This is a genomic window from Neisseria sp. P0001.S005, assembly GCF_051963715.1.
In genome coordinates this window covers 1-21,310 of sequence record NZ_JBQCTZ010000017.1, presented here as the reverse complement: position 1 = coordinate 21,310, position 21,310 = coordinate 1, and the positions used below count along the sequence as shown (strand labels likewise).

The following is a 21,310-nucleotide window of genomic DNA, read 5'->3' as shown; positions in this document are numbered from 1 at the left end:
TCTGAAAACCGAGTTTCGTTGTTTTTAATAAAACTATCAGGCGCGTTGTCCAGTGCCTCACGCTAGAGAAAGGCTTCCATGGCTAAGAAAAAACTCCCTATCTCCGGTTACGATTACGTAATGCCTAAACCGGACGCCGAAACCATCCGTAAATCCATCGTTTACAAGCTGATTTTTATCTTGGGCGTAGATCCGAAGGAGGCAACTTCACATCGATGGCTCAACGCCGCCATGCTTGCCGCGCGTGACCTGATTGCGGAAGATTTCCTCAAAACACGCCGCGCCCACATCGACAACGGCAAACGCATGGTTTATTACCTGTCTATGGAGTTCCTACTCGGCCGTTCGTTTGTCAACGCGCTGATTAACGAAGGTGTTTACGCCGAATTTGAAGAAGCTTTCAAACAACTGGGCAAAGAATTTGCCGATGTCTGCGAACAAGAAGAAGATCCGGGTTTGGGTAACGGCGGTTTGGGCCGTCTGACCGCCTGCTTCCTCGACTCTTTGGCAACCCTGCGCATTCCTGCTATGGGCTACGGCATCCGTTACCAATACGGTATGTTCAAATAAGAAATCGTGGATGGCCAACAAGTTGAAAAACCCGATTTGTGGCTCGACCAAGATTTGGCATGGCAGTTTGCCCGTCCGAACAAACAATATTCCGTACGTTTCGGCGGTCAAGTATTGAACTTGGGCGACAAAAAAGAATGGCAGCCGAGCGAAGAAATTTCCGCTTGGGCATACGATGAAATCATTCCGGGCTATGGCGGCGAATGTGCCAATCCATTGCGCTTGTGGACTGCACACGCAGGCAACCTGTTTGACCTTACCGACTTCAACCGAGGCGATTACGCTTCCGCCGTCCGTGCGCAAAACAGCGATGAAAACATCTCACGCGTCCTGTATCCGAACGACTCTACCGAATCTGGCCGTGAATTGCGCTTGAAACAAGAATACTTCTTGGTTTCCGCATCCGTACAAGACATCGTAGCGCGCCATAAATGCCGTTTCCCAAGTATCCGCACTTTGGCCGACGAGGTTGCCATCCACTTGAACGACACTCATCCGGTGCTCGCCATTCCAGAATTGATGCGCATCCTGATTGACGAAGAGGGTATCGCATGGACTGAAGCATGGAATATGTGCTGTAAGATTTTCTCTTACACCAACCACACATTGATGAGCGAGGCCTTGGAAACTTGGCAGGTTGACCTGATGGGCCGTCTGCTGCCGCGCCATTTGGACATCATCTTTGAAATTAACGCCTACTTCCTCAATGCCTTACGCGCCATTGGCAACTTCGACGACGACTTTGTCCGCCGCGTATCCATCATTGATGAAACCCACGGCCGCCGTGTCCGCATGGCATGGCTTGCTGTGATCGGTTCGCACAAAGTCAACGGCGTGGCAAAAATCCACTCCGATTTAATGACCACATCCATCTTTGCCGACTTTGCCAAAATATTCCCGGAACGCTTTACCAACGTAACCAATGGCGTAACCCCGCGCCGCTGGATCAACATTGCCAACCCGGGCTTGACCAAATTCTTGGACAAACATCTGGGTAATGAAGACTGGCGTCTGCATTTGGACAACCTGGCCAAGCTAAACGACAAAGTGGACGATGCCTCCGTACAGGCAGAATTCGGCGAAGTAAAAAAGCCGCCAAAGAGCGCCTTGCCAAATACATCGAAACCGAACTGGGCATCAAAGTTAATACCGATGCACTTTTCGACATCCAAATCAAACGTATCCACGAGTACAAACGTCAAGCATTGAACGTGATGCACATCGTCGACCGCTACAACAAAATCCTGGAAAACCCCGATTTTGATTGGCAGCCGCGCGTGTTCATCTTTGCCGGTAAAGCCGCATCCGCCTATTACATGGCGAAGAAAATCATCCGTCTGATCAACGACGTTGCCAAAGTCATCAACAACGACACCCGAATCCGCGACCTGATTAAAGTCGTTTACATCCCGAACTACAGCGTCAGCCTCGCCCAAATCATCATTCCTGCCGCCGATTTGCACGAACAAATCTCACTGGCAGGTACGGAAGCATCCGGTACCAGCAACATGAAATTTGCCCTCAACGGCGCAATCTGTATGGGTACACTGGACGGCGCGAACGTCGAAATTTTGGAAAAAGTCGGTGCGGACAACTGCTATATCTTCGGTAACACCGTAGAACAAGTCGAAGAAATCCGTCGCAACGGTTACGACCCGTTGAGCTATATCGAGCGAGACAGCGACCTGCGCCGCGTCGTCAACCAGATCAGCCAAGGCACTTTCTCTCCGGAAGAGCCAAACCGCTACAACGACGTGTTGCAACCATACGGCGACTTCTATCAACTGATGGCTGATTTCCGCAGCTACATCGACACGCAATACAAAGCGGACGAACACTACCGCAACGTATCCGCATGGCGCAAATCAGCCTTGATCAACATCGCCAACATGGGCTTCTTCTCATCCGACCGCTCCATCGTCGACTACTGCCGCGATATTTGGTACATCAAACCATTGAGCGAAAAAGAATTGCCCGGCAGGAATTAAGCGTTGAGCAGATAGCGAAAGCCGATACATTGGGAAGGTGTATCGGCTTTTTTCAGGTGTTATAATCTGTTTCAATAATTATATTTATGGTTGGTTACGTTTATGTCCCAAACTCACAACGAAAATTCCCGCGTCAAGATTCCCGCCATTTTGCACCTAATGCGTTTGGGCTATGATTATCTTTCACTAAAAAATGCAAATTGGGATAAATCAACCAATATTTTCCCCGAAATCTTCATAGAAAGCCTCTGTCGCATCAATCCCGATTTATCGCCGGACGATGCACGCCGTTTGCTGACCGACATTACTATTGAGTTAGACAACGAAGACTTGGGGCAAAAATTTTACGAACGCCTCACCAATCAATCCGGTGGCAAGAAACTGATCGACTTTCAAAATTTCAATAACAACAGTTTCCACGTTGTAACCGAATTGCCCTGCATTAACGGCGATGAAGAATTCCGCCCCGACATTACCCTGCTGGTAAACGGCATGCCTTTGGTATTTATCGAAGTCAAAAAGCCCAACAACAAAGGCGGAATCGGCGAAGAGCGGGAGCGCATGGGCAAACGTGCGAAAAATCCCAAATTCCGCCGTTTCATCAATATCACTCAATTCATGATTTTTTCCAACAACATGGAATACGACGACGGCGCGACCGAGCCGGTGCAGGGTGCGTTTTATGCATCATCCGCTTACGGCAAGCCAGTGTTCAACTACTTCCGCGAAGAGCACAAATTAAATCTTGCCGAATTATTGAACACGCTTTCAGACGACCTCGAAAACAAAGTCCTGCAAGACAACAACCTGCCCGTTATCAAACACAGCCCTGAATTTATCAGCAATAAATCGCCTGATACGTCGACCAACCGCATCTTAACTTCGCTGCTTTGCCGCGAACGCCTCGCTTTTCTTCTGCAACACGGGCTGACTTACGTCAAAGCAAGTCAAGGCGCGCTGCAAAAACACATCATGCGTTATCCGCAGTTATTCGCCACCTTGGCCATCGAAAAACATTTGGCAAACGGCGGCAAAAAAGGCGTGATTTGGCACACTCAAGGCTCCGGCAAAACCGCGCTTGCCTATTACAACACCCGCTACCTGACCCACTATTACGCCAAACAGGGCATCGTGCCGAAATTCTATTTCATCGTGGACAGGCTCGATTTATTGAAACAGGCGCAGCGGGAATTTACCGCCCGCGATTTAGTCGTCCATACCATCGACAGCCGCGAAGCCTTTGCTGCCGACATCAAATCTGCCCAAACCCTGCACAATCACGCAGGTAAAGCGGAAATCACCGTTGTTAACATCCAAAAATTCAAAGACGACCCCGATGTCGTCGCTCGTAACGACTATGACCTCGCCATCCAGCGCATCTATTTTCTTGATGAAGTACACCGCAGCTATAATCCCAAAGGCTCGTTTCTTGCCAACCTTAACCAGTCCGACGTAAACGCCGTCAAAATCGGGCTGACCGGCACGCCGCTTATCGGCGTAACCGCAGGCAACGTCAACACCCGCGAGCTCTTCGGCGACTACATCCATAAATACTATTACAACGCCTCCATTGCCGACGGCTACACCCTGCGCCTGATTCGCGAAACCATCAGCAGCCAATACAAAGCCCAATTGCAGGCTGCACTGGCGCAGCTTGAAGTCGAAAAAGGCAGCTTTGACCGCAAAGAAATCTACGCCCATCCGCACTTCGTCCGCCCGATGCTCGACTATATCTTGGGCGACTTCGCCAAATTTAGAAAAACCAACCAAGACGACAGCCTCGGCGCCATGGTCGTTTGCGACAGCGCAGAACAGGCGCAGCAACTCTTTGACCATTTTCAGACAGCCTCAGACCACAATCTCACCGCCGCGCTGATATTGCACGACGTCGGCACTAAAGACGAACGCGACCAATGGGTCAAAGACTTCAAAGCAGGCAAAACCGACATCCTGTTTGTGTACAACATGCTTTTGACCGGTTTTGACGCGCCGCGCCTGAAAAAACTTTACCTGGGTAGACTAATCAAAGCCCATAACCTTTTACAAACCCTGACCCGCGTCAACCGCACCTACAAATCTTACCGCTACGGTTACGTCGTCGATTTTGCCGACATTCAAAAAGAATTCGACAAAACCAACCGCGCCTATTGGGACGAACTTTCTAACGAATTGGGCGACGAAATCGGCAGTTACAGCCAGCTTTTCAAAACTGCCGAAGAAATCGAACAGGAAATTGCAGACATCAAAAATGCCCTGTTTGATTTTGATACCGAAAACGCCGAAGAATTTTGCCGCCAAATCAGCCAAATAGAAGATAAAAAACAGCTTCTTGCCCTAAAAAAAGCCCTGCAAACCGCCAAAGAGCTGTACAACGTCCTGCGCCTGCAAGGCAGCCACGAATTTCTCGCGCATCTGGATTTTGACAAGCTCAATCTTTTGTACCGCGAAACCGCCGCCCGTCTGGATACCTTAAACCTTGCCGAAAAACTACAGCAGGGCGACACCGCCCATTTGCTCAATGAAGCGCTGGAAGACGTTTACTTCCAGTTCGTCAAAATCGGCGAAGCCGAACTCAAACTTGCGGACGATTTGAAAGACATCATGCGCAAAGTGCGCGAAGGACTGGCGGGCAACTTCGACCAAGAAGACCCCGAATACATCAGCCTGCGCGAAGAACTGGAACGCATCTTCAAGAAAAAGAACCTCGCCGAAGTTGGGCAGGAAGAAATGCAGGCAAACATCGCCACACTCGAAACCGTCTATGCCCGAATCAAAGAGCTGAACCGCCAAAACGACCTCTTGCGGCACAAATACAGCGGCGACGCCAAATATGCCCGTCTTCACAAGCGGCTTATGGAAAACCCCGCCCTCTACGGCGACAAACTCAAAGTCTTTAACGCGCTAAGCGGCGTAAAAACCGATGCCGACCAAAAAGTGCTGGATATGGAGCAGATTTTGGACAACCAGAATTACTTTGAAAAACAAATGCAGGGCATCGTATTAAAACGCTTTAGAACGGAGCAAAAATTCCCCGTTCAACCCGCAGACATCCAAGCCATTAACCGCCTGTTGGTGCGGGAGTATTTAAAAGAAAGCGGGCGGATTTGGGGAGTAGATTTTCAGGCAGCCTTTACGGGCGTATTGCATACGTTTGGAGTGGGCAATAAAAGTGCGGTCGGATTTTGAAATGTTTTTCAGACGGCCTTTATTATTGGGTAAGTGTTTTTGCTTACTGAAAATGCCGACAATTTTAAATAATAGTTAAGGTGGAAGTTTTTTGGGATTAGTGGTTAATTAAAAGATTGAGAGATAAAAAATATGAGTGAGTGGGCAACATATACAATTTCTGAAGTATGCAGAAGATTTAGTAGTGGCAAAGGAATAACAGCTAGTCAAATATTTGAAATAGGGGCATATCCTGTTTTTGGTGGAAATGGAATCAGAGGCTATACAGATACTTACAATTTTGAAGGGGAATGCGCAATTATTGGTCGTCAAGGTGCTTATTGTGGTAATACGAAATATTTTTGTGGCAAAGCATATATGACAGAACATGCTATCGTAGCAACTGCAAATGATGAACATAATATTGGATATATTGCCAATTTACTATCCATTATGAATTTAGGGCAATACCAGGGACAATCAGCACAACCTGGATTGTCAGTAAATACTTTGTCAAAAATAGAGTTAAAACTACCCGATAAAAAAACTCAGGATAGTATCTTTTCCCTTTTATCCGCTTTGGACAAAAAAATCGCCCTGAACAAACAAATTAACGCGCGCTTGGAAGAGATGGCGAAAACCCTGTACGACTATTGGTTTGTGCAGTTTGACTTCCCCGACGCCAACGGCAAGCCCTACAAATCCTCAGGCGGCGAAATGGTGTTTGACGAAACCTTGAAACGGGAAATTCCGAAGGGGTGGGAGGTGAAGAGCTTGGGGGAGGTCATTACTCATTCGACCACTGGATTAAACCCAAGAGATAACTTTTCTTTAGGCAATGGTGAGAATTTCTATGTAACTATTAAAAACATAAAGGATAATGAAATTAAATTTCACACTTGTGCCAAAATCACTGATGAAGCATTAAATGTTATCAATAAACGTTCTAAGCTGGATAAAGGAGATATTTTATTTACCAGTATTGAACCTATAGGTTCAACATATTTGTTACATGAAAAACCTAAAAACTGGGATATAAACGAGTCCGTATTTTCTATACGCAGTAAGTCTGATTTTATAACTCCATACTTTTTATTCATGCTTTTATCGTCTGATGAAATAAAATCTTTTACTCGTCAAGTTTCCACGGGAAGTGTTCATAAGGGTATTAGACATGAAAGCCTGAAACGCTTTACTTTTGCCTATTCAGGTATAGATTTAATTAAAAATTTTACAAACTTAATATCCCCAATGCAGCAAAATATTTTTTTTCTACAAAAACAAAACCACCACTTAACCCAACTACGCGATTTCCTACTACCCATGCTGATGAACGGGCAGGTATCCGTGGCTGAATAAGCCAGTTTCAAGAATCCAACTGATACAATAAAAAGAACGAGACACACCATGACCGAACAACACTTTACCGAACAAACTAAAGCCCTGATTGACAGTTTGAAAACCATCTGCGCCAACTATGGTTTGGGCAATGACGGCAACGAGTTCAAAATCATCAGTCAGGCTTTTTTGTATAAATTCTTAAACGACAAATACGATTTCGAAGTTAAACAAATTCGCAAAGAAAAGCCCGACGAGCCAATCGGGTTCGTCAATATGGATATTGAAGGAAAAACAGCGGTTTTAAAGCCTGAGCATTCCATCAAGTATTTATCAGAGCGACAAAACGGCGCAGACTTTGCCAAACTCTTTGACGATACACTCACCGATATTGCCGCTTGTAATGCGGAACTGTTTTCGGTGAAAACCGAAGGCGGGGCGAAAATTGTGTTGTTCGAGCGTATCAGTCAGTACATTACTGACGAAGGTCGCCGCGACGATTTTTGCCGTGCGCTGATTTCCAAGTTGGCGGGTTTCAGTTTCGAGGCGATTTTTGCGCAAAAATTCGACTTTTTCGCCACGATTTTTGAATACCTGATTAAAGACTACAACAGTAATTCGGGCGGCAAATACGCCGAATACTACACGCCGCACGCAGTGGCGCGGATTATGGCGGATATTTTGGTGCCAGAGGCGGTGCGTGGGCAAATCCGCAGCGTGGACGTTTACGACCCGTCGGCCGGTTCAGGAACGCTGTTGATGAACGTCGCCCATGCCATCGGTGAAGATAAATGCATGATTTATACGCAGGATATTTCGCAAAAATCGTCCAATCTTTTGCGGCTGAATCTGATTTTGAACAATTTGGTGCATTCGCTGAATAATGTGGTTCAAGGCAATACGATTTTATCGCCTGCCCATAAAGACGCTTCAGGCCGTCTGAAAAAATTTGATTTCATCGTTTCCAATCCACCGTTTAAACTCGATTTCAGTGATTTCCGCGATCAACTGGAAGGCGAGGAAAACCGCGAACGCTTTTTTGCTGGTATCCCGAAAATCAAGGCGAAAGATACGGATAAGATGGAAATCTACCAGCTTTTTATCCAGCATATCTTGTTTAGCCTGAAAGAAAACGGCAAAGCGGCGATTGTGTTGCCGACGGGCTTTATTACCGCCCAATCGGGCATCGACAAAAAAATTCGCGAACATCTGGTAGAAAACAAAATGCTTGCCGGCGTGGTTTCCATGCCTTCCAATATTTTTGCCACGACGGGAACCAACGTTTCGATTCTGTTTATCGATAAAGCCAATAAAGATAACGTGGTGTTAATCGACGCATCGGGCTTGGGCGAAAAAATCAAAGACGGCAAAAACCAAAAAACTGTACTTTCCCGCGAAGAAGAACAAAAAATCTGCAATACCTTTACGCACAAACAGGCAGTGGAAGATTTCAGCGTGGTGGTCAGCTACGATGAAATCAAAGCCAAGAATTACAGCTTGTCGGCAGGTCAATATTTTGAAGTAAAAATTGATTATGTGGATATTTCCGCCGAGGAATTCGAGCAGAAAATGGCGGGATTTTCGGCAGATTTGGACAAGCTCTTTGCGGAATCTGCCGAATTGGAAAAAGAGATTAAGGGTAGATTGGCAATGTTGAAATTCAATTCATAAATACTGACAAATTAAACTGGCCAAACTTAAAAGGCCGTCTGAAAATTTTCAGACGGCCTTTTGTTTTATTTGTTTTGAGAATCAATCAAGCAAGATTATTTTTCAGCTTCTTCAAAACCGACGACTTCGAGGCCGAAGCCGGTGAGGCCGGTGAAGGATGACGGCTGGCCGAGGACGCGCAGTTTTTTGACGTTGAGGCCGGCGAGGATTTGTGCGCCTATGCCGTAGCTTTTGCTGTCCCATTTGTAGGCTTGGTTTGCGCCTTTGGGCAGGGTGCGGTCGAGTAGGGTGGCGCCGTCTTCGGTACGGTGCAAGAGGATGACTACGCCGCTTTCGGCTTGTTGGATGCGCTTAAGGGCTTTGGGCAATGACCATGAATGGCGCGGGTTGGCTTGGATGAAGTCCATTACGCTGAAGGGTTCGTGGACGCGGACAAGGGTTTCTTCGTCGGCGGTTGGTGTGCCTTTGACGAGGGCGAGGTGGGTTTCGCCGGAGAGTTTGTCGACGTAAACGTGTTGTTGGAACTCGCCCCACGGGGTTTGTACGGGTGAGTTGCCCATGTCTTCGAGCAGGCTTTCGGTGCGGCTGCGGTATTCGATGAGGTCGGTAATGGTGCCGATTTTGAGGTTGTGTTCTTCGGCGAACTTCATCAGTTCGGGCATACGCGCCATGGTGCCGTCGTCGTTGATGATTTCGCAGATGACGGCGGCAGGAATCAGGCCGTTCATTTGTGCCAGGTCAACGCCGGCTTCTGTGTGTCCGGCGCGGACGAGTACGCCGCCTTTTTGGGCGCGCAGTGGGAAGATGTGGCCTGGTTGGACGATGTCTTCTGGTTTGGCGGATGGGGAAACGGCGGTTTGAATGGTCAGGGCGCGGTCGGCGGCGGAAATGCCGGTGGTAATGCCGTGGGCGGCTTCGATGGAGACGGTAAAGTTGGTGCCGTATTGCGCGCCGTTTTTCTGGGTCATCATGGGCAGGCCGAGTTTTTCGACCATTTCGCCGTCCATCGGCAGGCAGACCAGGCCGCGTGCGTTTTTGATCATGAAGTTGATGGCTTCGGGGGTAACGAATTGGGCCGCCATCAGCAAGTCGCCTTCGTTTTCTCGGTCTTCGGCATCGGTGATGATGACCATTTTGCCGGCTTTGATGTCTGCTAGGATTTCGGGGATGGTGGAGATGTGGGACATGGTATTTCTTTCTTGGCTGATGGTGGGGGCGTGGCGGTCTTGGTGGTCTTGATCCAGCCACATGTCAGGCATATTGGCTGCCTGCTCGATTTTTCGGGCTTTTTTCTCGCCGAAAGATTTGTTTTTCAGCAGGGCGGACAGCTCGCCTTGGTTGATGGCGATGGCTTGGGCAAACTTGGTCTGCTGGCCGTTGTGGTGTTGTGTTATCCATTGCCGCAGGTTGTGGCGGCGCAGGTCGGTGGTATTCATGATGAGATGAAATTGAATTGTGTGTAATGAATTGTAGTCTTGTCTTTACTAAAAGGCAAACCTTGTTTGTTGAGATTTTTTTATTACTTTTTGGTAATAAGTTTTAATGTTTCAGACGGCCTGGGTATGGCTTGAAATTGACGGTTTTGCGAGAATATAGGGAATGTTTTGATGATTATTTTAACGGGGGATGTTTGAAATGAAAATGCTTGGGCGCGGATTGGTCGTGCTGGTGTTGTGTGCGCTGACGGCTGCGGGCGGCTGGTTTTATGCCCTGCATGGTCAGAACGAAGAACATCAGGTTTTGTCCCGTGAGGGGGTTTTGATGCAGATTAAGCAGATGAACCGCTTGGAAAGTACGGCATTTTATATCGATACGATTATCCGTACGGAGAAAAAAGGGGATTGGCGCAGGCTGTGGCAGGATTCGCAAAGCGGTATTTTTATTGTGCGCGGTAAGGTGTTGGCCGGTTTGGATTTGGATAAGTTAGGCGCGGACAATGTTAATATTGTAGACGACAAGGTATTGATCAGTCTGCCGGCGGTGGAAATCTTGAGCGTGGATTTGGAAAATATCGAAGTGTACGATATTCAGACTGGCTCGTTTAATTTGCTGCCTATGGATAAATCTGTATTTAAGACGGTGCAGGAAGAGGCGAGACGGCAGGTATTGCAAAGCGCGTGTAAGGCTGAGATTTTGGAACATGCCAACCGTCAGGCGCAAACACAGTTGGAAAACCTGTTTGCATTAACGCAGACGAAGGTGTCCGTCTATCCGGCTGCGGTAGGGAAGTGCGGTTAAATAGATTGCTTGAAAAGATAAGGCCGTCTGAAAAATTTTCAGACGGCCTTTGTTTTATCAAGCCATTTAACCACGTCGTAAAACGGCGGTATTGATGTATTTTTGAATACCGGTGGCAATGGCTTGGGCGCATTGTTGGCGGAAGGATTCGCTGCCGAGCAGCTGCTCTTCGGTAGGGTTGGAGAGGAAGGCGGTTTCCACCAAAATAGACGGAACATCCGGCGCGCGGAGGACGGCAAAGTTGGCTTCGTCAACGCGGCCTTTATGTAATTGGTTGAGCTTGCCCAATTCGGTCAAGACGGAATGGCCGAGCTTGCGGCTGTCGCGTAGGGTTGCGGTTTGGGTCATGTCCAAAATCGTATTGTCGACGTTGCGGTTGCCGCTGGTTTGTACGCCGCCGATGGCGTCGGCGTTGTTTTGGGTTTGGGCAAGGAATTTTGCCGCCGAGCTGGTCGCGCCTTTGGTATTGAGCATATACACGCCGGTACCGCGAGCGGACGGGCTGGTAAAGGCATCGGCGTGGATGGATACGAATACGTCGGCATTGCGCGCACGGCCTTTGGCAACGCGTACGCCCAATGGGATAAAGATGTCTTCGTTGCGCGTCATGAATACGTTGTAACCCAAGGCTTCGAGGCGTTTTTTGGTTTCGCGGGCGATGGAGAGTACGACGTTTTTTTCTTTGAGGCCGCTCGGGCCGATTGCGCCAGGGTCTTCGCCGCCATGACCGGGGTCGATCATAATCACAGGACGGCGGTTGCCGCCGCTGCCGCGATTGCTTTTAGGGGCAGGGGTGTCGTATGCGATATTGGTATTCGGACGTTGTTTGGGGATATTGCCGTTGAGCAAGGCTATCATCGGGTCGTTGGCATCTGCGCCATGCGGATAGAGGTCGATAACCAAGCGGTTTTTGAAGTTGCCGACGGGTGCGAGTGCAAAGACTTGCGGATGGGTGCTTTGTTTCAGGTCGATAACGATACGCACGGTGCTGGGCGTATTTTGACCGGCGCGAATGCTGCGGATAAAAGGGTCGTTAGACAGTACTTTGCTGGAAATGCCTTGCAGGACGCTGTTGATTTCCGCTCCTTGAATATCCACGACCAACCGGCTGGGGTTGTCCAACATAAAATGTTGGTATTTCATCGAGTGGTTGCTCTCAAGGGTAACGCGTGTGTAGGCGTGCGCCGGCCAAATGCGGACGGCAAGGAATTGCGCAGGAGAGGCCGGTTTGGCCAATGCGGCACCAACGGGCGTGAGGGTGAGAAATAGTCCTATGCCTTGACGGAGAATGTGTCTTCTAGTTAATTTGACCATGATTCTAAACTTTTTCGGCCTTGGTTTGTGTGGGCGGAAAAGGTGCAGGTTCTGCCCTTATCGGTGTACGTCAATGTAATGGTAATGTCTGCCGGAGGCGTGAATTCCCCGCCTTGCTGCGGCCATTCGATGAGGCAGACGCTGTCGGGCGCAAACAATTCGTCCAAACCGGCATCTTCCCATTCCTCTGGCATGGTAAAGCGGTAGAGGTCGAAATGGTGGAGGGTGAATGTATCCAGCGGATAAGATTCGACAATGGTGTAAGTCGGGCTTTTAACTGCGCCCGTATGACCCAGTCCGCGCAAAATCCCGCGTGTCAGCGTGGTTTTGCCTGCACCCAGCCCGCCTTCAAGATAGATGGTCAGCGGAGCGGAAAGCTGCTTGCTCCATTCTTCACCCAGTTTCAGGGTTGCTTCTTCATCGGGCAGAAAACGGGTATACAGTCCGTTTGAGTGCATGGAATAGGCCTTGTCGTTCAAAAGGCTTAATTATGATGGAATTGGCGGCGTTTGCAAACCTGATAGACGATAAAGTTAGATAAAGATAGTGTTGAGGCCGTCTGAAAACGGAATTCAGACGGCCTTTAATGTTAAAATGAAAATATCCCTCACAAAATTGCGAGACAGCTTATGCCTTTATCCATAGACGAACAATTATTGCCGCACCGCAATGCCATCGACGGCATCGATGCGGAAATCCTCCGTTTGCTCAATGAGCGCGCCGGTCATGCGCATGCTATCGGCGAATTGAAAGGGACAGGCGCGGTGTACCGTCCTGAACGGGAAGTCGCCGTTTTGCGCCGGATTCAGGATTTGAACCGCGGCCCTTTGCCGGATGAATCGGTCACCCGGCTGTTTCGCGAGATTATGAGCGAATGTTTGGCAGTGGAGCGTCCGCTGACGATTGCCTATTTGGGTCCGAAGGGAACATTTACCCAGCAAGCAGCCATCAAACATTTCGGCCACGCCGCACACACCATGGCGTGTACCACCATCGACAACTGCTTCAAACAAGTTGAAACGCGTCAAGCCGATTATTTGGTGGCACCGGTAGAAAATTCGACCGAAGGCTCGGTGGGACGCACTTTGGACTTGTTAGCAGTAACTGCGTTGAAAGCCTGCGGCGAAGTGGTTGTCCGCATTCATCACAACCTGTTGCGTAAAGACAGCCATGAAATCGGCGGCATTACCAAAGTTTTCGCCCATGCCCAAGCCTTGGCGCAATGCAATGACTGGCTCGGTCGCAACCTGCCCAATGCGGAACGTATCGCCGTAGCCAGCAATGCCGAAGCAGCGCGTCTGGTTGCCGAGTCTGACAGCCCGAATGTGGCCGCTATTGCCGGACGTATCGCCGCGGAAATTTATCAGTTGAGCTTTGCTGCCGAGTGTATCGAAGACGAGCCAAACAACACCACGCGCTTCTTGGTGATGGGTCATCAAGAAACCGGCCGCAGCGGCAACGACAAAACCTCTTTGGTCGTATCTGCGCCCAACCGTGCCGGTGCCGTTACTTCCTTGTTGCAACCCTTCACCGAGTTGGGCATTTCCATGACCAAATTTGAAAGCCGCCCAAGCAAATCGGTTTTGTGGGAATACCTGTTCTTCATCGATATCGAAGGCCATCAAAGCGATGAAAATGTCCAAAAAGCCTTGCAGCTTTTGGGCGAACGCGCTTCCTTCGTGAAAGTTGTTGGCTCTTATTCGACCGTTGTTTTGTAAGGATTATTGGGTATAAAAGGCCGTCTGAAAATATTCAGACGGCCTTTTATCGTTTTATCGATTAGCGTTCGCTTAACGCTTGTTTCATACGCGTAATTGGTTTGATCAGGTATTGGAAGATGGTTTTTTCACCGGTTTTGATGTCCACCGTTGCAACCATGCCCGGAATAATCGGCATAGGTTTGCCGTTTTTGTCTTTCAGGGAGTTGTTTTCAGTTTGGACGAGAACACGGTAATAGACTTGGTTCGGGTCAAGTTTCAAGTCGTTGGCACGGTTTTGCATAGAGTTGCTGACGGTATCGGCGCCGACGAGGGTAACTTTGCCTTCCAAACCGCCGTAGATGGAGTAGTCGTAGGCACTGACTTTAACCAATGCAGGTTGGCCTGCGCGGATAAAGGCGATGTCTTGCGGACGGATATAGGCTTCGACCAGCAGTTTGTCGTCAACGGGGATGATTTGCATGATGTCTTCGCCTGCATTCACAACGCCGCCGATGGTGGTGACTTTTATGCCTTTGACGATGCCGCGCATAGGCGCACGGATTTGCGAGCGTTCAACCGGGTCTGCACGCATGGCAACGTTTTCTTTGGATTGCGCCAGCTCGGATTCGGCTTGCAAGAGTTCGTTGTTGGCATCGGCTTTGTAGCGGTTGCGGCGTTCGGAGATTTGGGTGGCCAAGTCTGCGGAATCGCGGCGCATTCTTAAAAGTTCGACTTCGGAAACCACGCCTTCGGCAACCATCGGTGCGGTAATGGCGATTTCGCGGTCAAGCGCGGCCTTGCTTTGGGAGAGGCCGCTGACGGCATCGGTCATGGCTTGACGGCGTGCTTTGTAGGCGGCAATTTCGCGACGGCGAAGCTCAGGGCCCACGCTGTCAGGGAAGGAGAGCTTGATGCCGTAGGCTTCGGCTTTAAGGCGGGCAATAGTGGCTTCGAGGTTTTCGACTTTGGCTTCGCTTTCTCGTAAAACGGCAGAGCTGCGCGTGTCGTCGAGTTTCATCAGAATCTGATCTTTCTCGACCATGTCGCCTTCTTTAACCATGATTTCGGTTACGATGCCGGGGTCGAGGCTTTGGATTACTTGCTCACGGCTGCTGGGAATGATATTGCCGTTGCCGCGGGTCACTTCTTCGACAGGGCTGTTGTATGCCCAGACGACGAAGACAATCAGGAAAAGGAAGAATAGGATGATGACCCAAAATTGGCCGCTGTGTTTTTCTTTTTGAAGGGCGGCATTGAGGTCGTTGATGAGGTGTAGGTCTTTGGATTTGACGTTGTTTTCGCGGCTCATAATCGTGTATCTTTATTGTGTTTGGTGGATTTTAACCATTAGGGCAGGCCGTCTGAAAGGGTAAGTAGGTTTCAGACGGCCTTTGCTTTATTGTGCTGCCGATTGAGGGGCGGCGGCAGCTTGTTGTTGCTGCTGTTTGACTGCAGCAGCTTGTTGCTGTTGTTTGACGTTGGCTGCTTTGGCCTGTTCGTTTTGCATGAGTTTTTGCAATACCAGGTCACGCGGGCCGTCCATCACGACTTTACCATTGTCCATTACAATGATGCGGTTGACGATTTGCAGCACTTGCGGACGGTGGGTCACCAAAAGCATGGTGCGGTTGCGGCCCCATTGGGCAATGGCATTGAGCGCCATACGCTCAGTGGCTTGATCCAGGCTGGTGGTCGGCTCGTCCAGCAAGACGACTCTCGGGTTGCGCAAGGTCATGCGCGCCAGGGCGATGATTTGTTTTTGACCGCCGGATAAGCCCAAACCGTCTTCACCCAAAGGCATATCCAAACCACGCGGATGGTTGCGGATGATTTTGTCGAGGCCGAAACGGTTGAGCGCAGTCAGTAAGTCTTGGTCGGTATAGTAGCTGCCGGTACGTGCCAAGTCCATGTTTTCACGCAATGTGCCGAGGAACAGGCGTGGCGATTGGCTCAGCAGCAGGACTTGATCGCGCAGGAAGTTGGGGTCAAGCTGGCGCATATCGACTCCGTCAAGGGTAACGTTGCCTTTTTCAGTGTCGTACAGACCGCTGGCCAGTTTGAGCATGGTGCTTTTACCGCTGCCGATGCGGCCCAAAATACCGACTTTTTCGCCCGGTTTGATGGTCAGGCGCAAATCTTCGACGGCGCTGTTGTTGTCGGCTTGATATTTGAACGATACGTTTTCAAAGGTAATACTGCCTTGAACGTTGTCTAAAGTAATGTATTTGCGTTCCGGATTGCGCTCGATAGGGCGGGTAACGATATCGTTTACGCCTTTGAGGGCAAGTTTGGCCTGTTGGAAGCGGGTCGCCAGACCGGCGATTTGTGCCAACGGCGCCAAGGCGCGGCCGGACAGAATCACGGAGGCAATCAATGCACCCATGGTGATGCGTTCCGCATGGTTGTCGGCATGAATCAGATAGGTACCGACGACGACCAAAAAGACGGTATTGAGCTGCTGCATGGCAACGGCGAAGTTGACCATGAAGTTGCTGGTGTCTTTGACTTTGATGGAAGAAGCGGAAGTTTTAGCGGTGTATTCGTCCCAACGTTGTTGCGCCCAAGATGTGGCGTTGTTGGTTTTCAGGGTTTCGATGCCTTCGATGGCTTCAACGGCAAGGCCGGAACGTTGCGAACCTTCTTTCATCGATTCGTTGATGTGGCGAGAGAGCGGGCGTTGTACGACAAAACCGACAATCACGACAATTGGAATGATGGTCAGGGGAACAAGTGCCAGTTTGCCGCCGACCATGGAAATCACGAAGATAAACAGCAACAGGAAAGGTAAGTCGACAATAGTCAACAAGCTGGCACTGGTCATGAACTCGCGCACGGCTTCAAATTCGCGCAGGTTGCTGGCGTATGAACCGGAAGAAGCAGGACGGTCTGCCAGACGCAATGCCATCACGCGGCGGAACAGGGCGGAGCTGATGATCAAATCGGCTTTTTTACCGGCAATATCGGTCAAGTGGCCGCGAATCATCTTGGCGGCAAATTCAAACAAAATCGCCAAGACTACGCCGATGCTCAATACCCACAAGGTTTCATAGGCCTGGTTGGGAATCACGCGGTCGTACACGTTCATCACATACAGGGAGCTGACGAGCGCAAGGAAGTTGATGATGATGGTGGCCAAAATGACTTGGTAGTAGTAGCTGCGGAAACGCCAAATGACTTTCCAAAACCATGCTTTGGGCAGATGGTATTCAGGCAACTCCGAGCGCATATCGGTCGCCATTTTGGGTTTGATAAACCAGCAGTAGCCCAAATACAGGCCGGAGAGCTGCTCATGGCTGAGTTCCTGTTCCAAACCGTCAACCTGGCGGATATGGTATTTGCGCTCTTGGCCGGAGCCTTCGATTTGGGTGATGACCGCAGCCTCTTCGTTGTGCAGGATAATCATGACCGGCACGGCGAGGGAGGGGATGTCTTCCAGATTGCGTTTGGATAAGGTATTTTCAAAGCCGTGGCTGCGCAGGACTTCGACCAGTGAGTGATAGTTGACTTTGAGCTTTTTGTCGCGTACGACTTCGGCGGACAAAGCGGCTTCGGATACGGGCGCACCCAAAAGGCGGGTCACTAAAACGATGTGTTCAATGATGGCTTTCATATTTTTTCGCGTAATGTTATTGGTTTAACCGGCGGATATGGCTTTATTTTTGTGCCAAACCGACCCAAGCGGAGATTTTGGCCTGGGTATTTAAATAGTCGAGCGCCGCATCGCGGAAATCGTTGCGGGCGGCAACGTAATCCTGCTCGATGGAGGATAACTCGCTGTATGCGCTCAAAACGTCAGTCAGCGTACGTCGGGCGATTTTAAACTGCAATTCGTACACTTTGATGACTTCTTTTTGGGCGGCGATGTGTTGCGCCGTCAGCACGGTACGCTGTTCGCTTTCCTGCATATCGATGGCGGATGTTTTAACGCGTTCGTTCATGTCGCGCAGGATTTGTTCGGACTTGGCTTCTGCGGCGATCAATGATTTGGCATTGCGTTCTACATTGTGTCTTGCGGCAATATCCAACACATTCCATGCAACGTTTAAATAAAGCTGTCTGGTGTTACGCGTTGCACTGCCTTCCAAATTGAGGGCAGGCAGGCGTTCGGCTTTGGAAGCGTCCAAATCGGCACGGACGCTGTCGCGCTCGGCCAATTGCGCCTGATAGGACGGATTGTTGTTGCGGTTGGGGTTGTTGAAGCGTTCGCTGATGGATTTCGCCGTGTCGTTTTTAAATGGATCTTCCAAGTCGTTGGCAGTCAGCTGGCGCGAGGTATAGCGGGACAGGCGGCTCAGTGCCAAATCCATGGTGCGGCGTTGTTGGGCAATGATGTTTGCCACTTGCAGTTGGCGCGCGCGCGCTTCAATCAGCTCGGAACGGCGGCCGGCATCATATTTGACGATGGTGTCCAAGTCTTTTAAGAGGTTGTTGTGGCGCGCCAAAGTCTGTTCGTTGAGGACCAGGGTTTCTTTTGCACGCAATGCGCTCAGATAGAGGCGGCCGATATCGCTGCCCAGCTGCTCTTGGCTTTCGGTGTATTTGTGTTGATAGTATTCTTCGCGGCTGCGGTCGCGGCGGACGGCGGCTTCAATCGCTCCCCATGAGTAGATGTTTACGCTGCCACGCACGCCAACACCGTCTTTCATATCGTTGCTGGAATATTTATTGTGTTGCGCCAGCACTTTCGTGCCGGTCAGGGTAACGACAGGATAATGGCGCGCACGCGTGGCTTTGGTCGTGCTTTGCGCTGCTTCTTGAGTGGCTTTGGCTTCACGCACAATCGGGTCGCTGATTAAAGCGTCCCTGAGGATGTCTTGCAGGCTGTATGCAGAGGCCGTCTGAAACGACAGAAGACAGCAGGCAACGGCAACGGCCGATGACAATAAACGGGGCTTTGTGGGGGAAGAATAAATATGCGACATGATTTTTAACCAAATGATTTATATATTATCGTTGTCTGTATCGGGTATCGCCTGAGGCATGACCGGGCGAATTTTGAACGAGAACACATACATTTACAAAGCATAAAGCATTTTTTCCAGCTTTTCACAATATTCTGATAAAAGGTCGAGATACATGCCTTAAAGTATATTATTGCAGAGCGCGACTATCGTTTCTAATGATTTTAATGTAAAAAATCTATCAAAAAGGCCGTCTGAAAGGATTTCAGACGGCCTTTTTCAACCTTAATCCTTACGTTGCAATACAGCGGCAAAGAAGCCGTCGGTTTGGTGTTCTCCGGAGTTGAGGCGCAGGTATTTTCCGGTATCCAAATCAATCTTCAGGCTTTGCAGCAGTTCGGCGCAGTTGACGAGTTCAAACTCGGGATGCTCGGACAGGAAACGTTCGACTTGCAGCTCGTTTTCTTCTGGTAACACGCTGCAGGTGGCGTACACCAAACGGCCTTGTGGTTTCACCAGTTTGGAGGCGGCATCGAGGATGCTGTGTTGCTGTTCCAAAAGGTTGGCCACGGTCTCGGTGGATTGGCGGTATTTGAGGTCAGGATTGCGGCGTAAAGTACCCAAACCGGAGCAGGGCGCGTCCACCAACACACGGTCGGCTTTGCCTGCCAGTCGGGCAATACGGGTATCGTGTTCGCTGCTGATGCGTTCGGGGTGGATATTGGTCAGTCCGGCACGGGTCATGCGCGGTTTGAGGTTGGCAAGGCGTTTTTCGGCGATGTCGAAGGCGTAGATTCTGCCTTTGTTGGCCATTTGCGCACCGACAGCCAAGGTTTTACCGCCGGCGCCGGCACAGAAATCGACAATGATTTCGCCACGTTTTGCGCCCACCAATAAGGCAAGCAGCTGGCTGCCTTCGTCTTGGACTTCCAGCGTGCCGTCCAAAAACAGCTCATGTTTGTTAAGCGCGATTTTGTTTTTCAGGCGGATGCCCCAAGGTGAATAAGGTGTGGCTTCTGCATCGGCACTTTCGGCTTGCAACAGAGGCAGCACTTTATCGCGTTTGCCTTTCAAAGTATTGACGCGGATGTCGAGCGGGGCAGGTTGGTTGATGCTGCGGCCGAAGGCGAGGATTTCTTCTTCGCTCCAATGCTGTTGCAGTTGTTCCACCAGCCATTGCGGCAATTCTGCGGCAGTATTCAGGCCGTCTGAAAACTCGGTTTTACGGGCTTTCAAATTGCCGAGGAACTCTGTTTCTTCTTCATCAAGCAGGTCTTTGATTTGGCTGATGTTGGTGCTTCTGCCGAGAACCAGTGCGGCAAGTGCGGCTTTGCGCGGTTGCGCGTGCGGACGGCGCAGGGCGGTACTGATTTTTTGATAGTGGCGCAGCGCGGCAAAGGCGGTTTCGGCGATTTCGTGGCGGTCTTGGCGGCCGAGCTTTTTGTGTTCGCGGAAATAGGCGGAGAGGACGGCATCGGAAGGCTGTTTGAAAGTCAGCATTTCAGCCAAAACTTTGGCGGTATGGTCGAGTTGTGCGGCGTTCATAATGTAATGGGTTCTCTTAAGTGGGTAAATAGTTTCAGACGGCCTTCATGATGCGTTCGATTTCGTGCCAAAAGCCGTCCGGCCGTAATTCCAAAACGGCAATCAAGCCTTGGTCGATACGGCGGATTTCGGTTTCGTTCAATGTTTCGGTTTCGGCGACACGAGCAGGCGCGAGGTAGGCCATACGGTCGAGCAAATGGTAGCGTGCTTCTTGGCGTTCAAACCCGTATTTCGACCAATCTTGAATATAGATGCCGCGCCAACCATATGGATTAAGCGGCGGCTCAAAAGCATGGAAACCTTGTGGGAAAAATCCGATGCCGCGCACGATGGATGCAGGAAGCGGATTTTCCGGCAGACCTTGTGTCGCTAAGGTCGCTTTGCCTTGCGGCGTATGTAGTAGCTGAGATTGTTGCACCAATTTGGCGGCTTTGTCCGTCAGTGTGTCTTTAGGATTGAGGCCGCGCAGGTTTTGCACTTGGTCTCCGCCGTAGTATTTACACGCCAGCTCGATATGGTAGGGCTGTTGGTTAAGGGAAGCGACAAAATCCGCGGCGCCTAAAGTTTGGCCGTCTGAAAAAACGGGCAGATTGTATGCGTGCAGTTTGGCGTGCGGCGCGTTGGTAAACCAAAAAGCCAGCAGCTCTTCGGCATAAATGCCGAGACGGTGGCCGAACGGGGCGCGTTGAGCGAGGTGTTCCTTCAGCGGCGTGGGATCGGCGTCCAATGCCAAAAGATAGCGGAAACCGTGTTCCCCCAGTAGTTCGCGCACGCTCAATTCGCAACCGCTTTGCCACAAAGGCGGCGCAGTCAGCAGCGAGGCGAGGTCGCGGACGGGTTGGCTGGTGAGTTTCCACCATAATGCGTCTAGGGCGTAATT

The 21,310-nt window shown here is 50.1% G+C and carries 12 protein-coding genes and 2 pseudogenes; 6 read left to right on the top strand and 8 right to left on the bottom strand.

Annotated elements, in window-relative coordinates:
* Positions 1–78: 78 nt before the first annotated feature.
* From ACTHSP_RS04180 to ACTHSP_RS04165, 4 genes and pseudogenes are all read left to right on the top strand, one after another.
* Positions 79–2,558 (top strand): annotated as a pseudogene (locus ACTHSP_RS04180) (glycogen/starch/alpha-glucan phosphorylase).
* Positions 2,559–2,660: 102 nt separating this feature from the next.
* Positions 2,661–5,663: pseudogene (locus ACTHSP_RS04175) on the top strand (type I restriction endonuclease subunit R); the annotation flags it as partial.
* A 213-nt stretch (positions 5,664–5,876) separates the two neighbouring features.
* A complete protein-coding gene (locus ACTHSP_RS04170) occupies positions 5,877–7,082 on the top strand; it encodes a restriction endonuclease subunit S (protein ID WP_440345680.1) in 1,206 nt (401 codons plus the stop codon).
* 48 nt (positions 7,083–7,130) lie between these two features.
* Entirely contained in the window at positions 7,131–8,732 is a 1,602-nt protein-coding gene (locus ACTHSP_RS04165) for an HsdM family class I SAM-dependent methyltransferase (RefSeq protein ID WP_440345679.1), read from the top strand.
* 95 nt (positions 8,733–8,827) lie between these two features.
* Here the strand turns inward: ACTHSP_RS04165 and ribBA are convergent, their stop codons facing one another.
* Entirely contained in the window at positions 8,828–10,168 is a 1,341-nt protein-coding gene (gene ribBA, locus ACTHSP_RS04160) for a bifunctional 3,4-dihydroxy-2-butanone-4-phosphate synthase/GTP cyclohydrolase II (protein ID WP_049351177.1), read from the bottom strand.
* Between the two features lie 190 nt (positions 10,169–10,358).
* Between ribBA and ACTHSP_RS04155 the strand changes: the two genes are divergently transcribed.
* Entirely contained in the window at positions 10,359–10,970 is a 612-nt protein-coding gene (locus ACTHSP_RS04155; RefSeq protein WP_080974638.1) for a DUF4230 domain-containing protein, read from the top strand.
* Positions 10,971–11,036: 66 nt separating this feature from the next.
* Here the strand turns inward: ACTHSP_RS04155 and ACTHSP_RS04150 are convergent, their stop codons facing one another.
* The gene (locus tag ACTHSP_RS04150) at positions 11,037–12,284 is read right to left on the bottom strand and encodes an N-acetylmuramoyl-L-alanine amidase (RefSeq protein ID WP_440345678.1); all 1,248 of its coding nucleotides are present in this window, start codon (positions 12,282–12,284) and stop codon (positions 11,037–11,039) included.
* Complete coding sequence (gene tsaE / locus ACTHSP_RS04145) at positions 12,272–12,742, bottom strand: tRNA (adenosine(37)-N6)-threonylcarbamoyltransferase complex ATPase subunit type 1 TsaE (RefSeq protein ID WP_036490261.1); 471 nt, start codon at positions 12,740–12,742, stop codon at positions 12,272–12,274. Before tsaE ends, ACTHSP_RS04150 begins: the two co-directional genes overlap by 13 nt.
* 171 nt (positions 12,743–12,913) lie before the next feature.
* Here tsaE and pheA point away from each other — a divergent pair, with 171 nt between their 5' ends.
* Positions 12,914–14,002 (top strand): prephenate dehydratase, encoded by a 1,089-nt coding sequence (gene pheA / locus ACTHSP_RS04140; RefSeq protein ID WP_049351179.1) that lies wholly within the window; start codon positions 12,914–12,916, stop codon positions 14,000–14,002.
* 61 nt (positions 14,003–14,063) lie between these two features.
* Here pheA and ACTHSP_RS04135 read toward each other — a convergent pair whose 3' ends face one another.
* The 5 genes from ACTHSP_RS04135 to ACTHSP_RS04115 all read right to left on the bottom strand — a co-directional run.
* Complete coding sequence (locus tag ACTHSP_RS04135) at positions 14,064–15,293, bottom strand: HlyD family type I secretion periplasmic adaptor subunit (protein ID WP_049329225.1); 1,230 nt, start codon at positions 15,291–15,293, stop codon at positions 14,064–14,066.
* Between the two features lie 87 nt (positions 15,294–15,380).
* Positions 15,381–17,594 carry a type I secretion system permease/ATPase gene (locus tag ACTHSP_RS04130; protein WP_440345677.1) on the bottom strand — a complete coding sequence of 738 codons (2,214 nt, stop codon included), beginning with the start codon at positions 17,592–17,594 and terminating at the stop codon, positions 15,381–15,383.
* Between the two features lie 43 nt (positions 17,595–17,637).
* Positions 17,638–18,906: a TolC family protein gene (locus ACTHSP_RS04125; protein WP_440345676.1), complete on the bottom strand. Its 1,269-nt coding sequence runs from the start codon at positions 18,904–18,906 to the stop codon at positions 17,638–17,640.
* A 264-nt stretch (positions 18,907–19,170) separates the two neighbouring features.
* On the bottom strand, positions 19,171–20,430 hold the full coding sequence (locus tag ACTHSP_RS04120) for an RsmB/NOP family class I SAM-dependent RNA methyltransferase (RefSeq protein ID WP_440345675.1): 1,260 nt from the start codon (positions 20,428–20,430) through the stop codon (positions 19,171–19,173).
* 34 nt (positions 20,431–20,464) lie between these two features.
* On the bottom strand, positions 20,465–21,310 hold an 846-nt coding region (locus ACTHSP_RS04115), incomplete at its 5' end, for a DUF1853 family protein (protein WP_440345674.1).

Coding starts and splice junctions, on each gene's coding strand:
- ACTHSP_RS04170 (WP_440345680.1), top strand. CDS start 5,877: ATGAGTGAGTGGGCAACATATACAATTTCTGAAGTATGCAGAAGATTT.
- ACTHSP_RS04165 (WP_440345679.1), top strand. CDS start 7,131: ATGACCGAACAACACTTTACCGAACAAACTAAAGCCCTGATTGACAGT.
- ribBA (WP_049351177.1), bottom strand. CDS start 10,168: ATGAATACCACCGACCTGCGCCGCCACAACCTGCGGCAATGGATAACA.
- ACTHSP_RS04155 (WP_080974638.1), top strand. CDS start 10,359: ATGTTTGAAATGAAAATGCTTGGGCGCGGATTGGTCGTGCTGGTGTTG.
- ACTHSP_RS04150 (WP_440345678.1), bottom strand. CDS start 12,284: ATGGTCAAATTAACTAGAAGACACATTCTCCGTCAAGGCATAGGACTA.
- tsaE (WP_036490261.1), bottom strand. CDS start 12,742: ATGCACTCAAACGGACTGTATACCCGTTTTCTGCCCGATGAAGAAGCA.
- pheA (WP_049351179.1), top strand. CDS start 12,914: ATGCCTTTATCCATAGACGAACAATTATTGCCGCACCGCAATGCCATC.
- ACTHSP_RS04135 (WP_049329225.1), bottom strand. CDS start 15,293: ATGAGCCGCGAAAACAACGTCAAATCCAAAGACCTACACCTCATCAAC.
- ACTHSP_RS04130 (WP_440345677.1), bottom strand. CDS start 17,594: ATGAAAGCCATCATTGAACACATCGTTTTAGTGACCCGCCTTTTGGGT.
- ACTHSP_RS04125 (WP_440345676.1), bottom strand. CDS start 18,906: ATGTCGCATATTTATTCTTCCCCCACAAAGCCCCGTTTATTGTCATCG.
- ACTHSP_RS04120 (WP_440345675.1), bottom strand. CDS start 20,430: ATGAACGCCGCACAACTCGACCATACCGCCAAAGTTTTGGCTGAAATG.